We start from the raw sequence: 25618 nt of genomic DNA, 5'->3' as shown, positions 1-25618 counted from the left end.
AGTAGTAGCCATGACGATAAAGGCGAACCATGCCCTTACAACAGGGACATCTATCAAAAGAAGGAAAATTGTTTTCCTTTCCCAAACGGGCATATTCTTCTAAATCGATTTTAAAGTCATGATAAACGACCACAAAAATCACCCCGAAGCATTTTGCAAAAATTATAGCAAAATGTCGGGGTATAGGAAACATTGTCTAACCGGGTTAATTTGAAAAAACTCTTCAGGTTAGGAAGAGGATAAAGAGGCAAGTGACAGCAGGATATTGCTTATTGGTGCATAATTTATTTTTCATGTGGCAGTTGTAGATATAGAAATAAGAACTATTAAATTTGGAGGAAATCAATATGGGTGAAAAAAATGATGGCAGCGAAAAGGAAAATAAAGCCTCTTATCTTGCTATAGGCTCCGGATTAGGAATTGTTTTTGGAGTAGCATTTGATAATATACCACTGGGATTAATCCTGGGTATTGTTATTGGATTAGCAATGGACTGCAAAAATAGGAGGGAATGATATGGAACAACCTATATTCATCATAAATACAAGTATGTCAAAGGAAGACTATAGGAAGTTTTTATACATTGCAACATTTAGAAGGAATAAAGTTATAATTCCCCTCTTGTTATTAGTTTCTTTGCTTGGAGGAATAATAATATCTTTAGATAGTGGTGGCTTTAGTTTCACAAGACTAATTATAAGTTGGATTTTATTGTTTGCACTGGCAATTGCCCTTGTCATATTCAAAGTTGAAAGGAAAAATGCACAACGAATAAAAACAGATAAAACGGGGACCTTTGACAGTATTAATACTTTAAAATTTTATGAAGACAGAATTGTTATGGAGAATAAGGAACTTAAGTCAAAGGGTGAGATAAAATATAGTCAATTTTTTGCATTAATGGAAAGTAAAGATTACTTTATTTTTTATTTAACAGCCACCCAAGCATCATTGGTAAGAAAAAGAGATGTGGATAATCTTAATGCTTTTAGGGAGTTTATCCTTGAGAAATTTAAAGGTAGATATAAAAAAATATAGCCGTGAAGTCTTTTGATTTATGTCCTTAGCAGTACTTAAGATCAATGAAATAAAAACAGAGGTGTATTATGACCACACACAAGATTTATAAAATGAGTTTTTCAAAAGTTTATCCACTATATATTTCGAAAGCAGAGAAAAAAGGGCGTACTAAATCAGAAGTTGATGAAATTATCTGTTGGTTGACAGGATATAGCCAGGATGAGTTAGAAACACAGTTAGAGAAACAGGTAGACTTTGAGACTTTCTTTAGGGAAGCCCCTCATTTAAATCCTTCACGGGCTTTGATTAAAGGTGTAGTCTGTGGTGTTCGGGTAGAGGATATTGAAGAGCCAACGATGCAGAACATTCGTTATTTGGACAAATTAATAGATGAGTTGGCAAAGGGAAAAGCTATGGAAAAGATTTTGCGAAAATAATAATTAAAAATGAAGGAAATCGAGTTTGTTCAAACTTACAAAGTTTGTTTGCGAGTTTACTAATCCGTCATGGGTGTTAACCTTTGGCGGTATTTTTATTGCACATAACTGATTAAGTATTGACTTAACCAAAAATATGCATATAATTTAATTAAGAGACTACTTAATTAAAAAGACAGGAGGTATATTATGGATACAGCAACGGTATTAAAGGCAATTGGGGATGAAACAAGATTTAAAATTCTTACCCTGCTTTTACAGCACAATTACTGCGTAAGGGCCCTGTCAAGAAAACTGGGCTTGTCGGAATCGGCCATATCACAGCATATAAAGGTTTTAAGGGAAGCGGGTCTGCTTGTGGGGGTGAAAAAAGGTTATTATGTGCACTATGATGTGAACAGGGACGTGCTGCACCAACTTGCCTCGCAAATCAAAGAACTTGCTGCCTTAGAGCGGGAGCTTTGCCGCCCTGACAAGGTGGGCTGTGAATCAGCCGAACGGAAAAGATGTCACCTTCAAAAGGGCAGTCATAACTGTTCCAACGGCGGTCAGCCCTTTTGTCATGATAAGGATAGTGAGGAAGGGCGGGTAAAGAATCATGGAAATTGTAAGTGTCACAAATCTTAAAAAGGTATACGGGGATTTGCCGGCAGTTAAGGATATTTCCTTTAGTATTAATCAAGGTGAAGTCTTTGGCTTTTTAGGGCCGAACGGGGCGGGCAAAACTTCAACCATTAACATGATGATAGGCCTGTCCAGGCCCACCGGCGGACACATTGTAATTGACGGAATTGACGCCATAAAGGATATTAAAAAGGTGCAGAGAATTATTGGCGTTGTTCCTGATGAAAACAACCTGTATGGGGAAATGAACGGTTTCGATAATCTCTGCTTTTGTGCTTCACTGTATGGAATACCCAAGGCAGAGCGGGAAAAAAGGGCAGTGGACTTATTGGAACAATTTAATTTGACTGAGGCAGGAAAGCGCCCTTTCAAAACCTATTCAAAGGGAATGAGGCGCAAACTTACCATAGCTGCCGGAATTATACATAATCCCAAAATACTGTTTTTAGACGAACCAACCACAGGCATAGATGTGGAAAGTGCCAGGCAAATAAGAGAACTGATACTGCACTTGAAAAACCAAGGTAAAACTATCTTTATTACCACCCACTACATTGAAGATGCTGAACGCATCTGCGATAGAATTGCCTTTATTGTCAACGGCAAAATTGTAAAGATCGGTACCCTGACTGAATTGATGGAAAATGCAGACCATGAATATAAAATTAAGTTGGTGCTTAATGACAGTATTAGGGCACTGAAGGGAGAATTGGAAGGTAAATTCCGGAACAGCAGGATAGAGATTCCGGACAAGAATTCCTGTCTGATTATTTCTAAGGAACGCATAGCCTTATCGCCTATTCTTCAACTGCTTGACAGTAAGGGGGTTTCTGTTTACGAGGCAAAGGAAATCAAACCTTCCTTGGAGGATGTCTTTGTTAAAATAACAGGCCTTGAAGCCTCAAGGCTGCAAAAGGGAAAGGATAAGGCAGGGAAATTAAAATGAAGACTTTAATTGCTTTTGGAAACATATTAAAAAAAGATATGGAGAATTACTATTTAAAGCCGCCTAACATTAGTTGGGGGATTATTTTTCCCGTTTCTTGGATATTAATGCTATTAATCCGCTCTTCGGGGGAAGTGGGAATTGTGGAGTTGCTGCCGGGCCTAATGGCCATGAGCGTATTGTTTGGGACCACTTCAATGCTGGCCGTTACAATTACCTTTGAAAGGAAGGGCCGTTCATTTGACAGACTATTGCTGGCCCCAATAAGTATTAGTACACTGGTCTTTGCTAAAATACTGGGGGCGGTTTTGTTTGGAATTGCCAATGCCTTTATACCGGTTATCTTGGCAGCATTCTTTATAAATTTAAGCGGTATTAACTGGGGCATCACGGTTATTGCGGTTATTTTGATAGCAATTACTTCTGCTTTGCTGGGTTTGTTAATTGCTGTATCTGCAAAGGAGGTATTTGAAGCCCAAACCTTTTCAAACTTTTTTAGATTTCCTATGCTGTTCTTATGCGGTTTATTTGTGCCCATTGAAAAGCTGCCCGCCATATTAAAACCAATATCATTTTGCTTGCCGCTAACTTACGGCACGGATATACTTCACGGTTCCATTACGGGCAACTCTATCTTTAATGCCATGCTCAATACCTCTGTCATGTTAGGTTTTGCCCTTATATTATTTTATCTGTGCCAGAGCAACATCAAGAAAAAGTGGATTCTTTAATTATTCATTTATTGCCAAGGGGGTCGGTGCTGCCGGCCTTCTTTTTTAATTTAAAGATGAATTTTACCGGCGCTTATTGCATACCATTGTTTGAGAGACTGTACAGGGGTGAGAAGATGCCGATATTCATTAAAACACTTCGTTTTCGCAAAAGGTACATATTGGTACTGCTGCTGATGGTGGCTGTTACAGTGAAGGTATATGGCTCTGCCCAGGCCACCATGGAACGGCAGTCCATTTCAGCCATGTCCTGGTCGGTGGCTAACAAGGTAATAGTGATTGATCCCGGTCACGGGGGCATGGACCCGGGAAAGGTGAGTCCTAACGGGGTGGAGGAAAAGAAAATAAATCTGGAAATTTCAAAGCAGCTGTCTGCAATACTTAGCCAGGCAGGGGCGGCGGTTATTTTGACCAGAGAAAGCGACGAACATCTGTCAAGCCCCGGTACCAGCGGCTGGCCGTCAAAGCACCGGGAAGATCTGTCAAAGAGGGTTAAACTGGCCAATGAAAGGGAGGCAGATCTCTTAATAAGTATTCACTGCAATGCCTTTACCCGGCCTAAAGAGCACGGTGCCCAGGTCTTTTACCAACCGGGCTCAGAGGAGGGTAAAAGGCTGGCAGAGGCAATACAGCATGAAATTGCAAGGTTGTTAAATAACACCACCCGCAAGGCCAAAGGGGTAGATTATTATATTACCAGAAATGCCAACATGCCCACCGTAATTGTAGAGACGGGTTTCATTACCAACCCCAAGGAAGAAAAGCTGCTGCAAGACCCGCAGTACCAATCTATGATGGCATGGAGCATCTACGCAGGAATTGTCAAATACTATGTTGACCGGGCAGAAACCGAACAAACGGATTCGGCGGAAGATTAATTATTATAGTGTAGCCGGCGCCCATTGTGCCTTCCCGGGCGCCTCATAATTTAGACAGCTGTCTATCAAGGCGGGCCACCTGGATTAGTATTTTTGCCACCGCCTCGTATAAGTCCGGCGGTATTTCGGCTCCTACTCCCAGGTCGGTTAAGGCCTGGGCCAGCACCTTGTCCTGATGGATGGGAATGCCCTCCTGCCGGGCTATTTCCTCTATTTTCTCAGCCACCCGGCCGTGCCCTGCGGCAACGACCTTAGGGGTGCGGTCTTCACCATGCCGGTAGCGGATGGCTGCCGCTGTTTTGCGGGAGCGTTTTTGTTTACTCAAGGCCCTATACCTCCCAATCCACCAAAGAGTGCACAACTGCAGCACCGGGGGCAGCGGAATCGATATCTTGACAGCCCTGCACACCCGGCTGCACCTGGCAATTTACAATGGTGTTGCTGTACCCCGAAGCTATTAACTCCCCTTTAACATCGGGCACTATCTCCTCAATTAACCGGCGGGTCCCTTGGTCCTCCGCCACAAATCGCACCACCAAGCCCTGGCCGCCGCGGTGTTCAATGCCTATCCACAAGATCCCCATATTAAAGGTTTCTAACTTAATAAATATACATTTGTTTGCATCTTCCTCAGCAGCTGTGCTGCCGGAGTACTGCCGCAAGTATAGGAGGGCAGATTTAAAGGCATCTACTTTTATGGGCAGGGGCAAATAAAAAATCTCTGGTGTGGAAAGCTGGCGGCCGCCATGGGAAGTTTCGGACTTCTTAGCTGCCTCGCCCTTTGCAAGGGCAGCGGGCAAGTGCCGGCCGGTTTCCGCCGCCGCCTGCTGATTTTGTACGCTATTTTTGGCAACTTGCTTGGGCTGGGCCTTGGCCTGCTGAGCCACTTGTAAAAGAAGCGGAACAATACCTTTGATATTAATCGCCTACACCCCCTACTATTATTATCGATGCCAACATGTGAAGGACTTTAGGGTATAATAGAGAAAAATTGTAATAATAGCTACTTTAAGGAGGTTGAATTACTTGTCAGTTGTTTTTTGCGGCGTGGTACCCCACCCGCCCATTGCGGTGCCCGAGGTGGGTAACAGGGAAGCAAAAAAAGTGCAGGACACCCAGCAGGCCCTGTTGGAGTTAGGATGGCGTATAAAAGCCAGCGGCGCCGAGGTGTTGGTGATTATCTCCCCCCACAGCCCGGTATTTGCTGACGCCATTGTGATAAACAATTCTCCCAGACTTAAAGGGAGCTTACAGCGCTTTGGTGCCCCCGGGGTAACCTTTGACTATGCCGGCGACCTTGACATGGTCGATGAAATTATTGACCGCTGCCAAGAACTGAATCTGGCGGCGGCGGTCTTAGATGAGGACTTGGCCAAGGATTACAATGTGGATGTTACCCTTGATCATGGGGTTACCGTGCCCTTGTACTTTATAAGGCAGGCCGGTGTAGAACTGCCCTTGGTGGTTGTTTCCATGTCATTACTTAGCTTTGAGCAATTATATCACTTTGGCCTTGCGGTGGACAGGGCTGCCCGGGCCCAAAACCGGCCGGTGGCCTTGCTGGCCAGCGGCGACCTATCCCACCGGCTGGCGCCCGACGCACCGGCGGGCTTTCATCCCCAGGCTAAGGAATTTGACAGTGACATCGTACGCCTTGTGGGTGCAGCCGATGCCCAGGGCTTGATAAATTATGACTTAGATGCGGTGGATAGGGCAGGGGAGTGCGGTATGCGGCCCATCATTATGATGATGGGTGCCCTGGACGGCAAAGGGGTGGAGGCGGAGGTGCTATCCTACCAAGCCCCCTTTGGGGTGGGCTACATGGTGGCCTCATTAATACCGGGCCGGCAGGATGACAGCAAATCAATACTGGCCAATTTGGCAAAGGAGCGTCAACAGAGGATAAAGAAAATGCGGGAAAGGGAAAGCTACCTGGTTCAACTGGCCCGCCATACGCTGGAAAGCCATGTGCTGGGCAAAGACAAACCAAAAATTGATTTAAAAGAAGTTCCCGAGGAATTTAAAAAGCCGGCGGCCACCTTTGTCACCGTCAAAAAGAACGGGCACCTGAGGGGCTGTATCGGTACAGTGCTGCCTCGTTATGAAAGCATAGTGGAAGAGGTAATGCAAAATGCCATCAGCGCCGGCACGGCCGACCCCCGTTTTCAGCCTGTGCGGCCGGAGGAGTTGGATGAATTGACCTACTCGGTGGACGTGCTGGCTGAGCCGGAACCGATATCCGACCTGACAGAGCTGGACCCCCATAAATATGGGGTGATAGTAAGCGCCGGCCACCGCAGGGGACTGCTGCTGCCTAACTTAGAAGGAATAGACCATGCCCGCCAACAGGTGGAAATAGCCAAGGAAAAGGCCGGCATTGGACCGGGAGAAAAGGTTAACCTGGAACGCTTTGAGGTAATTAGATACAAATAGTTGAGGAGAGATAAAATGCAACCGGCTTTATTTTGGAAAGCTAAAGATGACGGTATGGTCTTGTGCCAACTTTGCCCCAAATACTGTAACATCAGGCCCGGCAAGACAGGCTTTTGTAGGGTGCGAAAGAACATAGACGGTCAGCTGTTCACCACTAACTTTGGCCATTTATCGGCCCATGCCATGGATCCCATTGAAAAAAAGCCCTTGTACCACTATTATCCGGGGCAGTATATTCTGTCTTTAGGAACCACCGGCTGCAACCTGCGCTGCGGTTTTTGCCAGAATTGGAGCATCACCCATGATGACCCCAAAACAATAGAGGTAACACCGCAGCATGTGGCGGAGGTGGCCGCTAACCAAGACCCCTACCCCAACGTGGGCATTGCCTATACCTACTCGGAACCCTTTATGTGGTATGAGTTTGTTTTTCACACCGCCAGGCTGGCCAGGGAAAAAGGCTTAAAAAACGTCTTGGTAACCAACGGCTATATTAATGAAGAACCCCTAAGGGCCTTGCTGCCCTATATTGATGCCATGAATATTGATGTCAAGGCCTTCACCGATGATTTTTATAAACAAAACTGTGTGGGCCACCTGGAGCCTGTTAAGCGCACGGTGGAAATGGTACATGACAAATGCCACCTGGAAGTTACCACCTTAATTATACCGGGGCTTAATGATTCAGAGGAAGAAATAGGGCGGCTTACCGATTGGCTAGCCGGCCTGAACCCCAAAATACCCCTGCATTTTTCCCGGTATTTTCCTAACTTCGAGTTTGACACAGAGGCCACTCCGCCGGAGACCTTAAAAAGGGCCAAGGATATAGCCCGCACTAAACTGGACTACGTTTACATTGGCAACCTGGGAGACCCGGAGGGCGTAAATACCTACTGCCCCCGCTGCGGCAAGGTGATGGTAAACCGTTCTTGGTACAACGGCAAAATTGTTGGCCTTACCCCGGAAAACAAGTGTAAGCACTGCGGTGAAAAAATTTATCTGGTGAGATAAAAAGCTATTGTTTTTTATACACATGCGTGTATAATTATAAGTATCGTACTCAATGAAAGGGCAAAGGCGCCCTTTTGTTTTTTATAAGCACTACTGGGTTTGTATATCTTATTTGTGTTTGGAGGGTTAACAATGATAAAGGTTGCAGTAATAGGAGCCACCGGCTACACCGGTGCCGAACTGGTAAGAATACTGTCCCGCCACGGGGAGGTGCAGCTGGTGGCCTTAACCTCGCGCAGCTACCACGGCAAGCCCTACTGGCAGGTGTATCCGCACCTATACCAATACACCGAAATGGAATGTGAAGAACTGGATATCAGCCGGGTGGTGGACCGGGCAGATGTCATCTTTACGGCCCTGCCCCACGGCCACTCAATGGATATTGCCGCTGAGGTGGTGCGCCAGGGCAAAAAACTGGTGGATTTAGGTGCCGACTTTAGGTTAAATGACGGTGCCCACTACAAAAGATGGTATCAGGTGGAGCACACCGTCCCGGAACTTTTGGCAGAGGCAGTATACGGCCTGCCGGAAATTAACCGGCAACAAATTGCCGCTTGTACACTGGTGGCAAATCCGGGCTGCTACCCCACCACTGCCGTCTTGGGGCTGGCTCCCCTGGTGAAAAATAAACTCATTGACCACAGCACCATCATCATTGACAGCAAGTCGGGGGTTTCCGGTGCAGGGCGGGGTCTGTCCCTGAAAACCCATTTCTCTGAAACAAACGAAAACTTTCAGGCTTACGCCGTGGCCGCCCACCGGCACACGCCGGAGATAGAGCAGGAACTGTCAAAGCTGGCCGGCCAGCCCCTAACCGTCAGTTTCACTCCCCATCTCACCCCCATGACCAGGGGCATGTTGAGCACCATATATGCAGGTTTAAATGAGAGTCTTGATGCCGAGGAAATTCGCAGGCTGTACCAAGAATATTATGCCGGCGAATACTTTGTGCGGGTGCTGCCCGCCGGGGTGCTGCCCCAAACCAAGGCCTTGGCAGGCAGTAACTACTGCGACCTGTGGGTGACAGCCGATGCACGGACCAAGAGGGTGATAGTTTTATCTGCCATCGACAACCTGGTAAAAGGAGCGTCCGGCCAAGCGGTACAAAACATGAATATCATGTTCGGCTTGGATGAAAGGGCCGGCCTGGATGCGGTGGGGCTTTTCCCATAAGAGTAAAGTGACCAGTTCAGCAAGGAGGGGTTTATAAATTGAGCGCTGTTAACATAAGACACTTAACCGGAGGGGTTACTGCGGTGCCCGGCTTTAAGGCCGGCGGCGTCCATGCCGGTATAAAAAAAGATAAACTTGACCTGGCAATGATATACAATGAAAAATTATGCAGTGCCGCCGGGGTATTTACCACTAACCTTGTAAAGGCAGCTCCCCTTTTGTTAACCATGGAGCACCTTAAGGGGGGTTACGCCCACGGGCTGGTAGTTAACTCCGGCAATGCCAACGCCTGCAATGGCCCCCAGGGGATGGCTGATGCCAAGGCCATGGTGAAGGCAGCTGCCAAGGCCCTTGGGGTGGATGAAGGCCATATGCTGGTATCGTCCACCGGTGTCATCGGTCAACCGATGCCCATGGACAAAGTAATTACGGGCATTGAAAAAGCCGCAGGGGAGCTCAGCCCCCAGGGCGGTCACCAAGGGGCGCTGGCTATTATGACCACCGATACAGTGCCCAAGGAAAAGGCGGTACAGTTGGAAATCGCCGGCCGCACGGTAACCATTGGGGGCATGGCCAAGGGCTCGGGGATGATTAACCCCAACATGGCCACCATGTTGGCCTTTATTACCACCGATGCCCTAATAGGGCCCCAAGCCCTGCGGGCTGCCCTAAAAGAGGCGGTGGATGACACCTTTAACATGATTACCGTGGACGGGGACACCAGCACCAACGACATGGTGGTGGTGCTGGCCAGCGGGGCCGCAAACCACCGGCCCATAGAGCCAAAGAGCGGTGAATACAGTGCTTTTGTGGCCGGGTTAAAGGAAGTGTGCAGCCATCTGGCCCAGGCCATTGCCAAGGACGGTGAAGGTGCCACCACCCTGCTGGAGGTGGTGGTGAAGGGGGCCAAAAGCCTGCAAGATGCCAGGCTTGCGGCCCGGGCGGTGACAGGGTCAAACCTCTTTAAGGCGGCGGTGTTTGGCAGGGATCCCAACTGGGGCCGCATAATGTGCGCCCTGGGCTACTCCGGGGCTCAGTTTAACCCCGAAAAGGTGGATCTTTTTATCGGCGATGAACAGGTGGCCAGGGACGGAGGCGGCATAGAGTTTAGCGAAGAGCGGGCCACCGAAATATTAAGTAAAGACAAGGTTACAGTGACCATAGATTTAAAGGCAGGCCAATACGGGGCCACTGCCTGGGGCTGCGACTTAACATACGAATACGTGCGTATTAACGGCAGCTACAGAACTTAGTTGGGAAATTATGAATTTTAATACAGGAGAGTGTACTATGCTTAATGCTTTAGAAAAGGCCGGTATACTGGTTGAGGCGCTACCCTACATTAAAAAGTTTTACGGCTCCACAGTGGTGGTAAAATACGGCGGCCACGCCATGGTGAACTGCCAACTGAAAAAGGCGGTAATTGCCGACCTGGTACTGATGAAATTTGTGGGCATCAACCCGGTTATAGTTCACGGGGGCGGGCCGGAAATAACATCAATGCTCAAAAAGGTGGGCAAAGAAAGCACCTTTGTGGGCGGCCTTAGGGTAACCGATGAAGAGACCATGGAAATTGTGGAAATGGTGCTGGTGGGCAAATTAAACAAAGAAATTGTGGCCCTGGCCAACAGCCTGGGGGGCAAGGCGGTGGGTTTATCCGGTAAAGATGCCGGCTTAATCCAAGCCACAAAGAAAATGGGTATAGTGCGCCACCCGGACGGAAATATAGAAAGCCGCGATATCGGATACGTGGGCCAGGTGAGCAAAATAAATCCCGCCATCATCCATACCCTGATTAGGGAGGGTTACATACCGGTAATTTCGCCGGTTGGTGTGGGTGAAGGGGGAGAAAGTTATAACATCAATGCCGATACGGTGGCCGGCAAGCTGGCCGAAGAATTAAAGGCCAACAAGATGATGATTTTAACTGACGTGGAAGGAATACTGCGCCACAAGGAGGACCCCCAATCGCTGATCTCGGTTATTAAAACGTCAGAGATTGACGATCTGATTGAAGGGGGCATCATTGCCGGGGGCATGATTCCCAAGGTGGAGTGCTGTGTTTCAGCCATCAATAACGGGGTAAAATCCACCCACATCTTAGACGGGCGAGTACCCCATTCGCTGCTGTTAGAGGTGTTTACCGACAAGGGTATCGGCACCATGGTGGTGCCGGGATAAGGGGAGGTTGAAGCTGTGAAGACAAAAGAAATTATTGAAACCGGCAGCAAATATGTGATGAATACCTATGGCCGCCTGCCCATGGCACTGGTGGAAGGGAAGGGCGTAAAGGTGTGGGATGCGGAGGGTAAAGAATACCTGGACTTTGTTGCCGGGCTGGCGGTTAACTCCCTGGGCCACAGCCACCCCAGGGTGGTCAAGGCCATCTGGCGCCAGGCCAATACGCTGATGCACGTGTCAAACCTCTACCACATTGAACCCCAGGTTGAGCTGGCTAAACTGCTGGTGGAAAACAGTTGTGCCGACAAGGTGTTCTTTTGCAACAGCGGTGCCGAGGCCAACGAAGCGGCCATAAAACTTGCCCGCAAACATGCCAAAATGAAGCTGGGCCAGGATAAATTTGAGATTATTACAGCCAAACAATCATTTCACGGCCGTACCCTGGCAGCCATCACTGCCACCGGCCAGCCCAAATACCAGCAGGGTTTTGAGCCCCTGCCCCCCGGTTTTAAATACGTACCCTTTAACGATTTGGAGGCACTGGAGAAAGCCGTGGGCCCCAACACCTGTGCGGTGATGCTGGAGCCCATCCAAGGGGAAGGCGGGGTAAACCCGGCCGGCCGGGAGTATTTAAAAGGGGTGGCCCAAATATGCAAAGATAAAAACCTCTTACTGATCTTTGACGAGGTGCAGTGCGGCCTGGGCCGCACCGGCAAGTTCTTGGCTTATCAGTTGTATGGGGTGGAGCCGGATATCTTTACACTGGCCAAGGCCCTGGGCAACGGTTTTCCCATCGGGGCGATGCTGGCCAAGGATGAGGTGGCCCATAGTTTTCAGCCCGGCGACCACGCCTCCACCTTTGGCGGCAATCCCCTGGCCGCTGCGGCGGCACTGGCCACAATGCAGGTGATGCTCCATGAGGGGGTAATAGAAAACGCGGCCCAAATGGGAGAGTACCTAAAAAATAAGCTGGGTCAACTGGCAGAAAGGCACAGCAAAATAAAAGAAATACGGGGTGCCGGTTTAATGCTGGGGGCAGAGCTTTCCGGCCCCGGGGCAGAGGTGGTTAACCGCTGCCGGGAAAAGGGCCTGCTGATAAACTGCGTTAACAATACGGTGCTGCGGTTTTTACCGCCCCTAACGGTTACCCAAAGGGAGATAGACACTGCCGTAGACATACTGGATAAGGCCCTGGAAGGCTAAATGAAACTTATTTTAAAAAGGGGGTATCTGCCAAGTGCTGATACTGCAAAGTAAATTTAAAAACAGAGACCTGTTGACGCTGGCCGATTACAGCGGTGAAGAAATAAACCTGATATTGGACGCAGCCGCTGAACTAAAAGAAATGAAGAAAAATAACATACCCACGCCCTATTTACAGGGCAAAACCCTGGCAATGGTATTCCAAAAATCCTCCACCCGCACCAGGGTGTCCTTTGAGGTGGGTATGTATCAACTGGGCGGCCACGCCATGTTTTTGTCAGGCAGCGATCTGCAATTGGGCAGGGGCGAAACCATATCAGACACTGCCAAGGTGCTGTCTCGCTTTGCCGATGGCATTATGATTCGTACCTATGACCAAAGCGATGTGGAAGAACTGGCAGAACATGCGGATATTCCGGTAATTAACGGGCTCACCGACCAAACCCACCCCTGCCAGATACTGGCAGACCTGCTTACCATCCGCGAACATAAGGGCCGGCTGGCCGGTTTAAAACTGGCCTATGTGGGTGACGGCAACAACATTGCCCATTCACTGCTGCTTGGCTGCAGCAAGGTTGGTATGCATGTGGCGGTGGCCTCCCCCCAGGGCTATATGCCCGACGAAAAATTTGTTAACCTGGCTAAAGAGGCCTGCGCCCAAAGCGGCGGCAGGGTAGAGGTGCTCAACGATCCGGTGGCGGCGGTGGCCGATGCCGATGCGGTGGTTACCGATGTGTGGGCCAGCATGGGGCAGGAAGAGGAATTTGAGCAGCGGGCCAAGGTATTTGCGCCCTATCAAGTGAACAGCCAGCTGGTTGCCCATGCCAAGGCTGACCACATATTCTTACACTGTTTGCCCGCCCACCGGGGAGAAGAAGTGACAGCCGAGGTCATTGACGGGCCCCGTTCGGTGGTATGGGATGAGGCAGAAAACCGCCTGCATGTCCAAAAGGCGATATTGGCATTGCTGTTGTAAAAGGTGCTTTTAGCAAAAAGCCCTTGACATTCTCAGCATAATGTAAGTATACTAATATACAAATTTTAAAAAATAAAAGTGATGAAAGGGATAGTTGTCGGTAGGTGGAGGCTCCAGAGAGCCGGGGTAGCTGCGAACCGGTGCCAAAGCTCGACATTGATCACCCTGGAACTGCCCGCCAAAAGGATGCATCTCAGTAGGTGGGGCCGGGTTGTAGAACCCGTTAACAAAACTGGCCTGTTAGTAGAAGACAGCGAAAGAGCGGCACTTTTGTGCAAGCAGGGTGGTAACGCGCAAGGATTATACCTCTCGTCCCTGGCAGTTGAAAAGACTGCCGGTCGAGAGGTTTTTAATTTTTCGGTAAAAAAACTTCTTGACACCCCTGACATCTGACAGTATACTGTTACGTATATTTTATTATCTGTAAAGGTGATGAAGGGGACACACCTCTATACTATTAGCTCCAGAGAACCGGGGTAGCTGCGAACCGGTGCTAAAAAGATAGATGTTACTCACCCCAGAACTGCCCGCTGAAAGGCCGGATCGAGGTGGATCTGTTTAGCCAAGTAGGTCTGGGCCGGGTTGCGGAACCCGTTAACAAAACCTGTCTGTTAACAGGCACTTAGAGTGGCACCTTTTTGTGGTGCAAGCAGGGTGGTAACGCGCAAGGATTATACCTCTCGTCCCTGGCAGTTTGCATTTGAACTGTCAGAGACGAGAGGTTTTTAATTTTTCAGGGCAAAATGCAAGAAGTTACCGGGTTCAACCCAAGGGTTTCTAAATATTCAATGAAATTATTTTGAACTAAAATTCGACACATCAGGCAGTATAGGGAGGAAAGAAAAATGCGCAGTGATGTAATGAAAAAGGGCTTAGAAAAGGCACCGCACCGCAGTTTGTTTAAGGCTTTGGGTTTGGTGGATGAGGAGCTAAACCGCCCCCTTATTGGCGTGGTTAATTCACAAAACGATATAGTGCCGGGGCACCTGCACTTAGATACCATTGCCAATGCGGTAAAGGACGGTATTAGAATGGCTGGGGGCACGCCCTTTGAATTTAGCACCATTGGCATATGCGACGGCATTGCCATGGGTCACAGCGGCATGAGATATTCTCTGGCCAGCAGAGAACTAATTGCCGACACCATAGAGGTGATGGCCCAGGCCCATCCCTTTGACGGGCTGGTGCTAATACCCAACTGCGACAAGGTGGTGCCGGGTATGCTGATGGCAGCGGCCCGCTTAAACATTCCGGCCATTCTTATCAGCGGCGGCCCCATGCTGGCCGGTAAATATAGGGACGGGGCAGTTTCACTGAGCAGTGTATTTGAAGCGGTGGGCCAGGTGAAGGCAGGCAGGCTCACCGAACAGCAGCTGGCGGAATTGGAAGAAGAGGCCTGCCCGGGCTGCGGCTCTTGCTCCGGCATGTTCACCGCAAACTCAATGAACTGCCTGTCAGAGGCCCTGGGCATGGCACTGCCGGGCAACGGCACTGTGCCGGCGGTCAGTGCAGCCCGCATTAGACTTGCCAAGGGCGCCGGCATAAAAATACTTGAATTGGTGGAAAAGGATATTAAGCCCTCGGACATCATCACCGAGAAGGCCATAGAAAACGCTCTGGCGGTGGAAATGGCCCTGGGGTGCTCCACCAACACAGTGCTGCATTTGCCGGCCATTGCCCGTGAGGCAGGGCTGGAATTAAATCTGGATAAAATAAATGAAATCAGTGCTAAGACCCCCAACCTTTGCAAACTTTCCCCTGCCGGCCACCACCACGTTGAAGATCTGCACCGGGCCGGCGGCATCCCGGCGGTAATGGCAGAATTGGCCGGCAAGGGACTCATCGAGGGCGATGCGCTGACGGTAACTGCCCATAGGGTCAGTGAAAACATTGCTCACAGCAAGATTTTAAATAACCAAGTAATTCGCAGTGCCGACAATCCCCATTCAAAAACAGGGGGCATTGCCATACTGCGGGGCAACCTGGCACCGGAGGGTGCTGTGGTGAAGCGCTCGGCGGTGGCTGCGGAAATGATGCGGCACAGCGGCCCGGCCCGGGTGTTTAACTCCGAAGAAGATGCCCAGCGGGCACTGATGGAAGGAAAGATTAATAAGGGTGATGTAATTGTCATCCGCTATGAAGGCCCCAAGGGCGGGCCGGGCATGAGAGAAATGCTGTCACCCACCGCCACGGTGGCAGGTTTAGGGCTGGATAAGGATGTGGCACTGCTTACGGACGGACGCTTTTCCGGGGCCACCCGGGGGGCATCCATCGGCCACATTTCACCGGAGGCTGCAGAGGGCGGGCCCATTGCAGCCCTAAGGGACGGCGACCTTATCAGCATTGATATTGAAAACTGTAAACTTGAAGTAAATTTAACCCCAGCAGAGATTGAAGAAAGATTAAGAAACTGTCAACATCCGGAACCAAAGGTGAAAACAGGCTACTTAGCAAGGTATGCAAGCATGGTAACCTCTGCCTGCACCGGGGCAGTGTTGAAAAAATAGACTGGAGGAGTGAACTTCTGATGAAACTTTCAGGAGCCGAGATCTTAATAAAATCACTTCAAGAAGAAGGAGTAGATACCATATTTGGGTACCCCGGTGGCGCAGTATTACCCATATACGATGTTTTATACGATGCGGACATAAGGCACATACTAACCCGTCATGAACAGGGGGCGGCTCACGCCGCGGACGGCTATGCCAGGGCCACCGGTAAACCCGGGGTCTGTTTAGCCACCTCGGGCCCCGGGGCAACCAACTTGGTTACCGGCATTGCCAACGCCTACATGGATTCAGTGCCCATGGTGGCCTTTACCGGGCAGGTGGTAACTGCCCTCTTGGGAAGGGACTCCTTTCAGGAAGCAGATATAACCGGCATTACGCTGCCAATAACCAAACACAACTACCTGGTAAAGGACCCTGCCGATATGGCCAAAACGGTGCGGGAGGCATTTCACATTGCCACCACCGGACGGCCCGGACCGGTGCTGGTGGATATTCCCAAGGACGTATCATCCGGTGAAACAGAATACCAGCGGCCGGGCCCCCTTTATACCCCGGGCTACAAACCGCCCACGGCGGGGGATGAAGACCTGGTAAACCAGGCGGCGGCGGCCATAATGGAGAGCCAACGGCCGGTGATTTATGCCGGGGGCGGGGTGATAAGCTCCAACGCAGCCCAGGAGCTGAAACAGCTGGCAGAACTGACGGTGGCGCCGGTGGCCACCACCCTAATGGGGCTGGGCGGCTTCCCCGAAGACCACCCCCTGTCCCTGGGCATGCTGGGCATGCACGGTTCCCGCTATGCCAACTACGCAGTCTGCCAGTGTGATTTGCTGGTGGCGGTGGGAGTGCGCTTTGATGACCGGGTGACCAGTAAAATAGAAAGCTTTGCCCCGGATGCTAAAATAATTCACATTGATATCGACCCTGCTGAACTGGGTAAAAACGTAAATGTGGATATACCCATTGTGGGCAACGTGAAAATCGTACTAAAACAACTGCTTGAGCGCCTGGAAGCCAAGCTGCCCGGTGCCTGGCAAGATAAAATAAAGCAGTGGAAAAAAGAATACCCGCTGCAATTTGAGGCCGGTGAGGCCACCATCAAGCCGCAGCAGGTGATTAGGGAAATAGATAAGGTAACCGAGGGCAAGGCCCGCATCACCACCGAGGTGGGCCAACACCAAATGTGGGCAGCCCAGTATTATACCTACACCAGGCCCCGGTCCTTTATTTCATCCGGCGGCTTGGGCACCATGGGCTACGGCTTTCCGGCAGCCATCGGTGTACAGGTGGGCTGCCCCGATGAAACGGTCTTTGACATAGCCGGCGACGGCAGTATTCAAATGAACATTCAAGAACTGGCCACCGCCGTTAACTATCAACTGCCGGTAAATGTAGCCATTATGAATAACGGCTACCTGGGCATGGTGCGCCAGTGGCAGGAGATGTTCTACAACCGGCGGTACTCCTATACCGAGCTGGTTAACCCCGATTTCGTTAAACTGGCCGAGGCCTACGGTGCCGAGGCCTATCGGGTGGAAAAGGCGGCCGATATTAAACCGGTGCTCGAAATGGCGGTGGCCAGCAGTAAACCGGTGATGATGGACTTTGTGGTGGAAAGAGAAGAAAACGTGGTGCCCATGGTGCCACCCGGTGAAGCAATAAGCAATATGTTGGGTTAAGGGGTGATTGGTAGATGATGCTGCACACACTGGCGGTGTTGGTGGAAAACAACCCGGGGGTGCTGGCCCGGGTGGCAGGGCTTTTCAGCCGCAGGGGTTTTAACATTGACAGCCTTGCGGTGGGTAGAACGGATAACCCCGCCATATCCAGAATGACCATTGTGGTGGAAGGCGATGCACGCACACTGGAGCAGGTGACCAAACAGCTGCACAAGCTGGTGGACGTACTTAAAATAAATGACATGACCGAAGATGCCTATGTTGAAAGGGAATTGGTGATGATAAAGGTGGCGGCGGACAAGGACACCAGGGTAGAGGTACTGCAAATCGCTGACATCTTTCGGGCAAAAATTGTAGACTACGGCCCAAAGACTTTAACCATTGAGGCCACCGGCAATAACGAGAAAATCAATGCCCTGGAAGAGGCCCTTAAGCCTTTCAACATCAAAGAGCTGGTTCGCACAGGTAAAATCGCCATGTTACGAGGCGCTAAATACACATCTGTAAAGACAAATAAGGGGGAAGAATAATCATGGCTAAAATTTATTACGATCAAGATGCTGATTATCAATTGCTACAGGAGAAAAAAATTGCGGTGCTGGGCTACGGCAGCCAAGGCCACGCCCAGGCCCTAAACCTTAAAGACAGCGGCCTGGACGTTGTGGTGGGCCTGCGCAGAGAAAGTGCCAGCTGGGCAAAGGCTGAAGAGGCCGGCCTAGAGGTATATACCGTATCCGAAGCCTGTGCCAGGGCCGATATTATCCAAATGCTGCTGCCCGATGAGGTGCAGGCCAAGGTATATGCAGAGGAAGTGGCACCCCATCTCACCGAAGGCAAGGCTTTAATGTTTTCCCACGGCTTTAACATTCACTTTAACCAAATTGTACCGCCTAAAAATGTAGACGTCTTTATGGTGGCTCCCAAAAGCCCGGGCCACCTGGTGCGCCGGATGTATGAAAACGGCAACGGAGTGCCCGGACTGCTGGCAGTGCACCAGGACTATACCGGAAACGCCAAGGCCTTGGGCCTGGCCTATGCCAAGGGCATTGGCTGCACCCGGGCAGGGGTATTTGAAACCACCTTTAAAGAAGAAACCGAAACCGACCTTTTTGGCGAGCAGGTGGTGCTGTGCGGTGGCCTTACCCAATTAATTAAGGCCGGCTACGAAACCCTGGTGGATGCCGGCTACTCGCCGGAAATGGCATACTTTGAATGCCTGCACGAGGTGAAGCTAATTGTTGACCTCATTTACGAAGGCGGATTGGCAAACATGCGCAACTCTGTGAGCAACACCTGTGAGTTTGGCGACTACACCCGGGGCCCACGGCTCATTACCGATGAAACCAGGGAAGAAATGAAAAAGATATTGGCTGAAATTCAAAGCGGTCAGTTTGCCAAAGAGTGGATTTTAGAAAACCAGGCAAACCAGCCCATGTTTAAGGCCACCAGACGCCGGGAACAGGAGCATCCCATTGAAGCAGTGGGCAGCCGGCTGCGCAAGATGATGCCCTGGCTGAAGAAGTAAAACTATTAAATTTCTAACCCCGAACTTCCGCTTGCGGATTTGGGGCTTGGGGGGTGTTTGCTTTGGAAATAACCGCTGCCCAAGCGCTGGTTAAGTGCTTGGAACTGGAAAAAGTTGAATATATTTTCGGTTATCCGGGCGGTGCAATCCTCCCTGTTTACGACGCATTATACAATAGCGATAAAATAAGGCACATTTTAACACGCCATGAACAGGGGGCGACCCATGCAGCCTGCGGCTATGCCCGGGCCACCGGCAAGGTGGGGGTATGCATGGCCACTTCGGGGCCCGGTGCCACCAACCTTGTTACCGGCATAGCCAACGCCTATATGGATTCAATACCGATGGTGTGCATTACCGGGCAGGTGTCAACCGACCAGGTTGGCACCGATGCCTTTCAGGAAGTTGACATCACCGGCATCACCATGCCGGTGGTAAAACACAACTATTTAGTAAAGGACGCTGAACAACTGCCCAAAATAATAAAAAGGGCCTTTCACATCGCGTCCACCGGACGGCCGGGGCCGGTGCTCATTGACCTGCCCAAGGACGTGGCCCACACAAGGATAAATTTTCATTATCCCGACAGTTTAGACTTACCCGGCTATAAGCCCAATTACAAGGGGCATCCGTCCCAGGTGGCCAATGCCGCCAGATTAATTAAAAAATCAAAGCGGCCGGTTATTTATGCCGGCGGGGGCATAATTAATTCCAACGCCTCAGAACAATTAAGGCAGCTGGCAGAGACCATATCTGCCCCGGTGGTAAACACCTTGATGGGTTTGGGCAGTATACCCGGCAACCATCCGCTCTTTTTGGGCATGCTGGGTTTACACGGCGCCCGCTATGCCAATTTAGCGGTAACCAACTGTGACTTGCTGATAGCGGTGGGGGCACGCTTTGATGACCGGGTTACCGGAAAAATACAAGCTTTTGCGCCGGAGGCCAAAGTTATACATATTGACATTGACCCGGCGGAAATAAGCAAAAACGTAGTATCACACCTGCCCATAGTGGGGGACACCAAGGCGGTGCTGCAGGCACTGATTGAACAGATTGAACCCCTGGATAACAGCCGGTGGATTGCACAGGTACAAAAATGGAAGGAAGAATATGCCCTCTCCTATGAAGATACCGATGAAGTATTAAAGCCCCAAAGGGTGGTGGAAGAGGTTTACCGCTACACCGGGGGCCGGGTGCGGGTGTCCACCGACGTGGGCCAGCACCAAATGTGGGCCGCCCAGTACTTTAAGTTTGACAAACCCAGAAGTTTAATTACTTCCGGCGGCCTGGGCTGTATGGGTTTCGGCCTGCCGGGGGCCATAGGCACCCAAATTGGCTGCCCCGATGAAACGGTGGTGCTCTTTACCGGGGACGGCAGCCTGCAGATGACAATGACCGAACTGGGAACCATGGTGGAACAGGACCTGCCCCTTAAAATCTTTATTTTAAACAATCACCGCCTGGGCATGGTGCGGCAGCTGCAGGAGTTTTACTGCGATAAAAGATACATGGCGGTGGACTTCAGCTTTAACCTGGACTTTGCCGCCCTGGCCCAAGTCTATGGCATAAAGGGTTACACCGTAACAAACCCCCGTCAGTTGGCGGAGGTACTGCCAAAGGTATTCGACCGGCCCGGTGGGGCCATAGTAAACTGCCTCATTGACAGGGAAGAAAATGTAATGCCCATGGTAATGGCAGGCCAAGGGATAGACCAGTGCATTGAATAGTAAATTGAATAGCAATAAGTAGGGCGCGACCAAAGGCGCCCTACGCGGAATTTATTACTTTGAGAATGTTAATTAATTGTATAAATGTAAAATATTTGCGCTAACTCAGAACTATGGAGGTGAAGATCTTGGGTAACCGCGTATATATTTTTGATACCACCCTGCGGGATGGGGAACAGTCCCCGGGGGTCAGTCTTAATGTTACCGAAAAGGTGCAGATTGCCCGGCAGTTGGCTAAGATGGGCATAGATGTGATGGAAGCCGGTTTCCCTGTTACTTCGCCGGGAGACTTTGCAGCGGTGCAGGCAGTGGCCCGCGAAGTAAAGGGGGCGTCGGTGGCAGCCCTGGCCCGGGCCAACTTTAATGACATCGACCGGGCTTGGGAGGCCGTTAAAGAGGCAGAGCAGCCCCGCATACACACCTTTATTGCCACCTCGGATATACACTTAAAATACAAACTGAGAAAAACCCGGGAGCAGGTGCTGGAGGCTGCGGTGGCAGCGGTGAAACACGCCTGTAAATATACTTCCGATGTGGAATTTTCCGCCGAAGATGCCTCCCGCTCCGACTTGGAATACCTGTGTAAGGTGTTCACAGCGGTCATTGAAGCCGGTGCCAAGGTGATAAACGTTCCGGACACGGTGGGCTATGCCACCCCGGAGGAATTTAAAAACTTTATTGCAAACATTGTCAAAGGGGTACCCAACATAGATAAGGCCATCATCAGTGTGCACTGCCATGACGACTTGGGTATGGCGGTGGCCAACTCCTTGGCGGCGGTATCCGCCGGCGCCCGCCAGGTGGAAGGAACCATAAACGGCATTGGAGAGCGGGCGGGCAACGCAGCCCTGGAAGAAGTGATCATGTCCCTGCATACCCGTAAAGACTACTACAATGTTTCTACTAATATTGTCACCGAAGAAATTTACCGTACCAGCCGGCTGGTATCCAGCCTAACCGGTATGCTGGTACAGTCCAATAAGGCCATTGTGGGCAAAAACGCCTTTGCCCACGAGTCAGGTATTCACCAGGACGGAATGTTAAAGGAACGCACCACCTACGAAATAATGAACCCTGCCATGGTGGGCATTGCTAAAAGCAACCTGGTGCTGGGCAAGCACTCCGGCAGGCACGCTTTTAAGGAGCGGTTGAGTGAGCTGGGATATGGGCTTTCCGAGGACGAACTGGAAAAGGCCTTTGCCCGTTTTAAAAGATTGGCAGATAAAAAGAAAGAAATAACCGACCATGACCTGGAAGCCATTGTGGAGGAGGAAATCAGGGAATTGCCAAATACCTACGAATTGAGTTATTTGCATATCTCCAGCGGCACCACCGTGGTGCCCACGGCCACCATTGGCTTAAAGGTGGGCGGTGAAACAAAAGAAGAGGCCTCCTGCGGCGACGGCCCGGTGGATGCCATCTATAAAGCAATTGATAAAATTATCGGTTTACATCTGGTTTTAGAAGAATACCTCATCAATGCGGTGACCGGGGGCAAGGATGCCCTGGGGGACGTAACGGTGAAACTGCGCAAGGCAGACAACGGCAAAACATACATTGGCCGCGGCGTAAGCACAGACATCTTAGAGGCCAGCGCCAAAGCCTACGTAAATGCAGCCAACAAGGTGGTATTTGAAAAGAATAAGGCTTAGGGAGTAAATCTTCAATTATTAATATGGATTAAAGAACTTATTAAAAAGTGTAGGTGAATATATATCATGCCCATGACAATAGCAGAAAAGATACTGGCTGCCCATGCAGGAAAAGACCGGGTGGAACCGGGCCAACTAATCAATGCCAAGGTTGATTTGGTACTGGGCAACGACATCACAGCCCCGGTGGCTATCCGGGAATTTGCCAAAATCGGTGTGGATAAGGTGTTTGACCGGCACCGGGTTGCCCTGGTGCCCGACCACTTTACTCCCAATAAAGATATAAAATCAGCGGAGCAGGCAAAGATACTGCGGGAGTTTGCCAAGGAGTACAAGATAACTAACTATTTCGAAGTGGGGCGTATGGGTATAGAACACTGCCTGCTGCCGGAACAGGGCCTGGTGGGCCCCGGCGACGTGGTAATTGGGGCCGACTCACACACCTGTACCTACGGTGCCCTGGGTGCCTTTGCCACCGGTTCGGGCAGTACCGACATGGCGGCAGCCATGGCCCTGGGCGAAACGTGGTTTAAGGTACCTGAAAGCATTAAGTTTGTCTACCACGGTAAATTAAATCCCTGGGTGGGGGGTAAGGACCTAATCCTATACACCATTGGAAAAATCGGTGTGGACGGTGCCCTTTATAAGGTAATGGAGTTTACCGGTCCGGTCATTAAAGAACTTTCCATGGACGGAAGATTCACCATGTGCAACATGGCCGTTGAGGCCGGTGCTAAAACCGGCATTATTGAGCCGGACGAAAAGACCAGGGCCTATGTGGAAGGCAGGTCCAAATTCCCTGTTACCTTCTATGAAAGCGATCCCGATGCTAAATACGCAGAGGTTTACGAAATTGATGTCAGTGAAATTGAGCCGGTGGTGGCCTTCCCCCACCTGCCGGAAAATACCCGCCCGGTAAGCCAGGCGGGGGATGTAAAAATTGACCAGGCGGTGATTGGCTCCTGTACCAACGGCCGTATGGAAGACCTGCGGCTGGCGGCAGAGGTGCTGAAGGGTAAAAAGGTACACAGGGATGTGCGCATGATTATCTTCCCCGGCACCCAAGAAATTTACCGCCAGGCCATGGGCGAAGGCTTAATAGAAATCTTCATCGATGCCGGTGCTGCGGTGAGCACCCCCACCTGCGGCCCATGCCTGGGCGGTCACATGGGAATTCTGGCCAAGGGCGAGCGGGCAATAGCCACCACCAACCGCAACTTTGTGGGCCGTATGGGGCATCCCGAAAGTGAAATATACCTGTCTAACCCGGCAGTGGCTGCGGCGTCAGCCATCCTGGGCCGTATTGCCAGCCCTGAGGAGGTAGATTAAATTGAAGCTAAACGGAAAGGCATGGAAATTTGGCCATGATATAGATACCGACGTAATTATACCTGCCCGCCACCTCAACACATCAGACCCGGCGGAGTTGGCAAAGCACTGTATGGAGGATGCGGACCCCAATTTCTACAAAAATATTGAGGCCGGTGACATAATAGTGGCCGGCAAAAACTTTGGCTGCGGCAGTTCCCGGGAGCATGCCCCCATTGCCATTAAGGCTGCCGGTATATCCTGTGTTATTGCAAAGTCCTTTGCCCGCATATTTTACAGAAACGCCTTAAACATTGGCCTGCCCATCTTTGAATGTGCCGCCGGGGCAGATAGAATACAGCCCGGCGATAGGCTGGAGGTTAATGCAGACACCGGCGAAATTAAAAATTTAACCCAAAATGAAAGCTACCGGGCCACCGCCGTGCCTGAATTTATGCAGCACATCATTGCCTCCGGCGGACTGATAAACTATGTGGCAAAAAGGGTGAAGAATGATGGCTAAAATTGCGGTACTGCCCGGCGACGGCATCGGCGCCGAAATAGTGCCCCAGGCCTTAAAGGTAATTAAGGCTGTGGAGAAAAAGTTCGGCCGGCACTTTGAGTTTGAAAAGGCTTTAATTGGCGGAGCGGCCTATGATCAAAAGGGGCATCCGCTGCCGGAGGAAACGCTGGCCCTTTGTAAAAAAAGCGATGCGGTGCTGCTGGGCGCAGTGGGCGGTCCCCAGTGGGAAAAGCTGCCGGTGGAACTGCGCCCTGAGCTAGGTGCCCTGCTGCCCCTGAGAAAAGAGCTGGGGCTTTACGCCAACCTGCGGCCGGTGAGGGTGTTTCCCCAACTGGCCGATGCCTCCACCTTAAAGAACGAGGTGGTATCAAATCTCGATATTATGGTTGTTCGGGAACTGACCGGGGGCCTCTACTTTGGTGAAAAGAAAAAGGAAGCCATCGACGAAGGCTTTAGGGTAGTTGATACCTTGGTATACACCACCCCGGAAATTAAGCGGGTGGCAAAGCTGGCCTTTGAGCTGGCCCAAAAGCGCCGGGGCAAGGTTACATCGGTGGATAAGGCCAACGTGCTGGAATCTTCCCGCCACTGGCGGGAGGTGGTGGCGGGCCTTGCACCGGAGTACCCCCAGGTGGAACTGGAACACATGTATGTGGACAACTGCGCCATGCAGTTGGTGCGGGCGCCAAAGCAGTTTGATGTGATGGTAACGGAGAATATGTTTGGCGATATATTGACGGATCTGGCAGCCCAGCTGACCGGTTCCATCGGCATGCTGCCCTCGGCCAGCGTTGGCGGCCGGGTGGCCCTGTACGAACCAATCCATGGCTCAGCCCCGGACCTGGCAGGGAAAAACCTGGCCAATCCCTTGGCGACCATACTGTCTGCCGCCATGATGCTGCGCATTACCTTTAATATGGAAGAAGAAGCCCGGGCGGTGGAAGAGGCCGTTGCCAAGGTGTTAGCAAAGGGTTACCGCACCGGGGATATTATGCAGCCGGGAATGAAACAGGTGGGCACCGAGGAAATGGGAGACCTGGTGATAAATGAATTATAAGTGATGTATGGGAGTGATTGA

General features: G+C 50.6%; 26 protein-coding genes. 24 read left to right on the top strand and 2 right to left on the bottom strand.

Features of this window, described 5'->3' with window-relative positions:
* Positions 1-347 precede the first annotated feature (347 nt).
* The 7 genes from BR02_RS15665 (at position 348) to cwlD (ending at position 4636) form a co-directional block, all read left to right on the top strand.
* On the top strand, positions 348-515 hold the full coding sequence (locus BR02_RS15665; protein WP_169738597.1) for a glycine zipper domain-containing protein: 168 nt from the start codon (positions 348-350) through the stop codon (positions 513-515).
* A gap of 1 nt (position 516) precedes the next feature.
* On the top strand, positions 517-1038 hold the full coding sequence (locus BR02_RS0110225; RefSeq protein WP_238442457.1) for a YcxB family protein: 522 nt from the start codon (positions 517-519) through the stop codon (positions 1036-1038).
* A 68-nt stretch (positions 1039-1106) separates the two neighbouring features.
* On the top strand, positions 1107-1457 hold the full coding sequence (locus BR02_RS0110220) for a DUF2200 domain-containing protein (RefSeq protein ID WP_031516801.1): 351 nt from the start codon (positions 1107-1109) through the stop codon (positions 1455-1457).
* Between the two features lie 189 nt (positions 1458-1646).
* Positions 1647-2084: an ArsR/SmtB family transcription factor gene (locus BR02_RS0110215; protein ID WP_031516799.1), complete on the top strand. Its 438-nt coding sequence runs from the start codon at positions 1647-1649 to the stop codon at positions 2082-2084.
* On the top strand, positions 2056-3027 hold the full coding sequence (locus BR02_RS0110210; protein WP_031516797.1) for an ABC transporter ATP-binding protein: 972 nt from the start codon (positions 2056-2058) through the stop codon (positions 3025-3027). Before BR02_RS0110215 ends, BR02_RS0110210 begins: the two co-directional genes overlap by 29 nt.
* Positions 3024-3758 (top strand): ABC transporter permease, encoded by a 735-nt coding sequence (locus BR02_RS0110205; RefSeq protein WP_031516795.1) that lies wholly within the window; start codon positions 3024-3026, stop codon positions 3756-3758. The genes BR02_RS0110210 and BR02_RS0110205 overlap by 4 nt, the downstream gene beginning before the upstream one ends.
* Positions 3759-3874: 116 nt before the next feature.
* Entirely contained in the window at positions 3875-4636 is a 762-nt protein-coding gene (gene cwlD, locus BR02_RS0110200; RefSeq protein WP_031516793.1) for an N-acetylmuramoyl-L-alanine amidase CwlD, read from the top strand.
* A 43-nt stretch (positions 4637-4679) separates the two neighbouring features.
* On the opposite strand, the gene BR02_RS0110195 is transcribed toward cwlD, so the two are convergent.
* Together BR02_RS0110195 and fliK are read right to left on the bottom strand one after the other, a co-directional pair.
* Entirely contained in the window at positions 4680-4961 is a 282-nt protein-coding gene (locus BR02_RS0110195; protein WP_031516791.1) for an EscU/YscU/HrcU family type III secretion system export apparatus switch protein, read from the bottom strand.
* A 4-nt stretch (positions 4962-4965) separates the two neighbouring features.
* On the bottom strand, positions 4966-5523 hold the full coding sequence (fliK, locus tag BR02_RS14845; RefSeq protein ID WP_051688265.1) for a flagellar hook-length control protein FliK: 558 nt from the start codon (positions 5521-5523) through the stop codon (positions 4966-4968).
* A gap of 139 nt (positions 5524-5662) precedes the next feature.
* Between fliK and amrA the strand changes: the two genes are divergently transcribed.
* From amrA to leuB, 17 genes are all read left to right on the top strand, one after another.
* A complete protein-coding gene (amrA, locus tag BR02_RS0110180) occupies positions 5663-7069 on the top strand; it encodes an AmmeMemoRadiSam system protein A (RefSeq protein ID WP_031516789.1) in 1407 nt (468 codons plus the stop codon).
* Between the two features lie 15 nt (positions 7070-7084).
* Positions 7085-8080 carry an AmmeMemoRadiSam system radical SAM enzyme gene (amrS, locus tag BR02_RS0110175; protein WP_031516787.1) on the top strand — a complete coding sequence of 332 codons (996 nt, stop codon included), beginning with the start codon at positions 7085-7087 and terminating at the stop codon, positions 8078-8080.
* Positions 8081-8212: 132 nt separating this feature from the next.
* The gene (gene argC / locus BR02_RS0110170; protein ID WP_031516785.1) at positions 8213-9253 is read left to right on the top strand and encodes an N-acetyl-gamma-glutamyl-phosphate reductase; all 1041 of its coding nucleotides are present in this window, start codon (positions 8213-8215) and stop codon (positions 9251-9253) included.
* 38 nt (positions 9254-9291) lie between these two features.
* Entirely contained in the window at positions 9292-10506 is a 1215-nt protein-coding gene (gene argJ, locus BR02_RS0110165; RefSeq protein ID WP_031516783.1) for a bifunctional glutamate N-acetyltransferase/amino-acid acetyltransferase ArgJ, read from the top strand.
* Between the two features lie 37 nt (positions 10507-10543).
* Complete coding sequence (gene argB, locus BR02_RS0110160) at positions 10544-11434, top strand: acetylglutamate kinase (protein ID WP_031516781.1); 891 nt, start codon at positions 10544-10546, stop codon at positions 11432-11434.
* Between the two features lie 15 nt (positions 11435-11449).
* The gene (locus BR02_RS0110155; protein ID WP_031516779.1) at positions 11450-12637 is read left to right on the top strand and encodes an acetylornithine transaminase; all 1188 of its coding nucleotides are present in this window, start codon (positions 11450-11452) and stop codon (positions 12635-12637) included.
* Positions 12638-12674: 37 nt separating this feature from the next.
* Positions 12675-13613, top strand: coding sequence for an ornithine carbamoyltransferase (gene argF / locus BR02_RS0110150; protein ID WP_420795391.1), 939 nt, complete (start codon positions 12675-12677; stop codon positions 13611-13613).
* Between the two features lie 156 nt (positions 13614-13769).
* A complete protein-coding gene (locus tag BR02_RS15660) occupies positions 13770-14006 on the top strand; it encodes a hypothetical protein (protein WP_031516775.1) in 237 nt (78 codons plus the stop codon).
* 452 nt (positions 14007-14458) lie between these two features.
* Positions 14459-16120 (top strand): dihydroxy-acid dehydratase, encoded by a 1662-nt coding sequence (gene ilvD, locus BR02_RS0110140; RefSeq protein ID WP_031516773.1) that lies wholly within the window; start codon positions 14459-14461, stop codon positions 16118-16120.
* A gap of 20 nt (positions 16121-16140) precedes the next feature.
* Positions 16141-17802 carry a biosynthetic-type acetolactate synthase large subunit gene (ilvB, locus tag BR02_RS0110135; RefSeq protein WP_031516771.1) on the top strand — a complete coding sequence of 554 codons (1662 nt, stop codon included), beginning with the start codon at positions 16141-16143 and terminating at the stop codon, positions 17800-17802.
* 17 nt (positions 17803-17819) lie between these two features.
* A complete protein-coding gene (gene ilvN, locus BR02_RS0110130) occupies positions 17820-18332 on the top strand; it encodes an acetolactate synthase small subunit (protein WP_031516768.1) in 513 nt (170 codons plus the stop codon).
* A 2-nt stretch (positions 18333-18334) separates the two neighbouring features.
* Positions 18335-19327, top strand: coding sequence for a ketol-acid reductoisomerase (gene ilvC / locus BR02_RS0110125; RefSeq protein WP_031516767.1), 993 nt, complete (start codon positions 18335-18337; stop codon positions 19325-19327).
* A 62-nt stretch (positions 19328-19389) separates the two neighbouring features.
* On the top strand, positions 19390-21057 hold the full coding sequence (gene ilvB, locus BR02_RS0110120) for a biosynthetic-type acetolactate synthase large subunit (RefSeq protein ID WP_031516765.1): 1668 nt from the start codon (positions 19390-19392) through the stop codon (positions 21055-21057).
* A gap of 128 nt (positions 21058-21185) precedes the next feature.
* Positions 21186-22709 carry a 2-isopropylmalate synthase gene (locus tag BR02_RS0110115; RefSeq protein ID WP_031516762.1) on the top strand — a complete coding sequence of 508 codons (1524 nt, stop codon included), beginning with the start codon at positions 21186-21188 and terminating at the stop codon, positions 22707-22709.
* 66 nt (positions 22710-22775) lie between these two features.
* A complete protein-coding gene (gene leuC, locus BR02_RS0110110; protein WP_031516761.1) occupies positions 22776-24038 on the top strand; it encodes a 3-isopropylmalate dehydratase large subunit in 1263 nt (420 codons plus the stop codon).
* Between the two features lies 1 nt (position 24039).
* Complete coding sequence (gene leuD / locus BR02_RS0110105) at positions 24040-24540, top strand: 3-isopropylmalate dehydratase small subunit (RefSeq protein ID WP_031516759.1); 501 nt, start codon at positions 24040-24042, stop codon at positions 24538-24540.
* Positions 24533-25597: a 3-isopropylmalate dehydrogenase gene (gene leuB, locus BR02_RS0110100; protein WP_031516757.1), complete on the top strand. Its 1065-nt coding sequence runs from the start codon at positions 24533-24535 to the stop codon at positions 25595-25597. The genes leuD and leuB overlap by 8 nt, the downstream gene beginning before the upstream one ends.
* Positions 25598-25618 lie beyond the last annotated feature (21 nt).

The organism is Desulfofalx alkaliphila DSM 12257 (genome assembly GCF_000711975.1).
GTDB classification, from domain to species: domain Bacteria; phylum Bacillota; class Desulfotomaculia; order Desulfotomaculales; family Desulfohalotomaculaceae; genus Desulfofalx; species Desulfofalx alkaliphila.
The sequence above is the reverse complement of the archived record's forward strand: the minus strand, read 5'-3'. Positions and strand labels throughout refer to the sequence as shown.

Excerpts from the sequence above, each read along its gene's own strand:
- BR02_RS15665 (WP_169738597.1), top strand. The coding sequence starts at position 348 with ATGGGTGAAAAAAATGATGGCAGCGAAAAGGAAAATAAAGCCTCTTAT.
- BR02_RS0110225 (WP_238442457.1), top strand. The coding sequence starts at position 517 with ATGGAACAACCTATATTCATCATAAATACAAGTATGTCAAAGGAAGAC.
- BR02_RS0110220 (WP_031516801.1), top strand. The coding sequence starts at position 1,107 with ATGACCACACACAAGATTTATAAAATGAGTTTTTCAAAAGTTTATCCA.
- BR02_RS0110215 (WP_031516799.1), top strand. The coding sequence starts at position 1,647 with ATGGATACAGCAACGGTATTAAAGGCAATTGGGGATGAAACAAGATTT.
- BR02_RS0110210 (WP_031516797.1), top strand. The coding sequence starts at position 2,056 with ATGGAAATTGTAAGTGTCACAAATCTTAAAAAGGTATACGGGGATTTG.
- BR02_RS0110205 (WP_031516795.1), top strand. The coding sequence starts at position 3,024 with ATGAAGACTTTAATTGCTTTTGGAAACATATTAAAAAAAGATATGGAG.
- cwlD (WP_031516793.1), top strand. The coding sequence starts at position 3,875 with ATGCCGATATTCATTAAAACACTTCGTTTTCGCAAAAGGTACATATTG.
- amrS (WP_031516787.1), top strand. The coding sequence starts at position 7,085 with ATGCAACCGGCTTTATTTTGGAAAGCTAAAGATGACGGTATGGTCTTG.
- argC (WP_031516785.1), top strand. The coding sequence starts at position 8,213 with ATGATAAAGGTTGCAGTAATAGGAGCCACCGGCTACACCGGTGCCGAA.
- argB (WP_031516781.1), top strand. The coding sequence starts at position 10,544 with ATGCTTAATGCTTTAGAAAAGGCCGGTATACTGGTTGAGGCGCTACCC.
- ilvD (WP_031516773.1), top strand. The coding sequence starts at position 14,459 with ATGCGCAGTGATGTAATGAAAAAGGGCTTAGAAAAGGCACCGCACCGC.
- ilvB (WP_031516771.1), top strand. The coding sequence starts at position 16,141 with ATGAAACTTTCAGGAGCCGAGATCTTAATAAAATCACTTCAAGAAGAA.
- ilvN (WP_031516768.1), top strand. The coding sequence starts at position 17,820 with ATGCTGCACACACTGGCGGTGTTGGTGGAAAACAACCCGGGGGTGCTG.
- ilvC (WP_031516767.1), top strand. The coding sequence starts at position 18,335 with ATGGCTAAAATTTATTACGATCAAGATGCTGATTATCAATTGCTACAG.
- leuC (WP_031516761.1), top strand. The coding sequence starts at position 22,776 with ATGCCCATGACAATAGCAGAAAAGATACTGGCTGCCCATGCAGGAAAA.
- leuB (WP_031516757.1), top strand. The coding sequence starts at position 24,533 with ATGGCTAAAATTGCGGTACTGCCCGGCGACGGCATCGGCGCCGAAATA.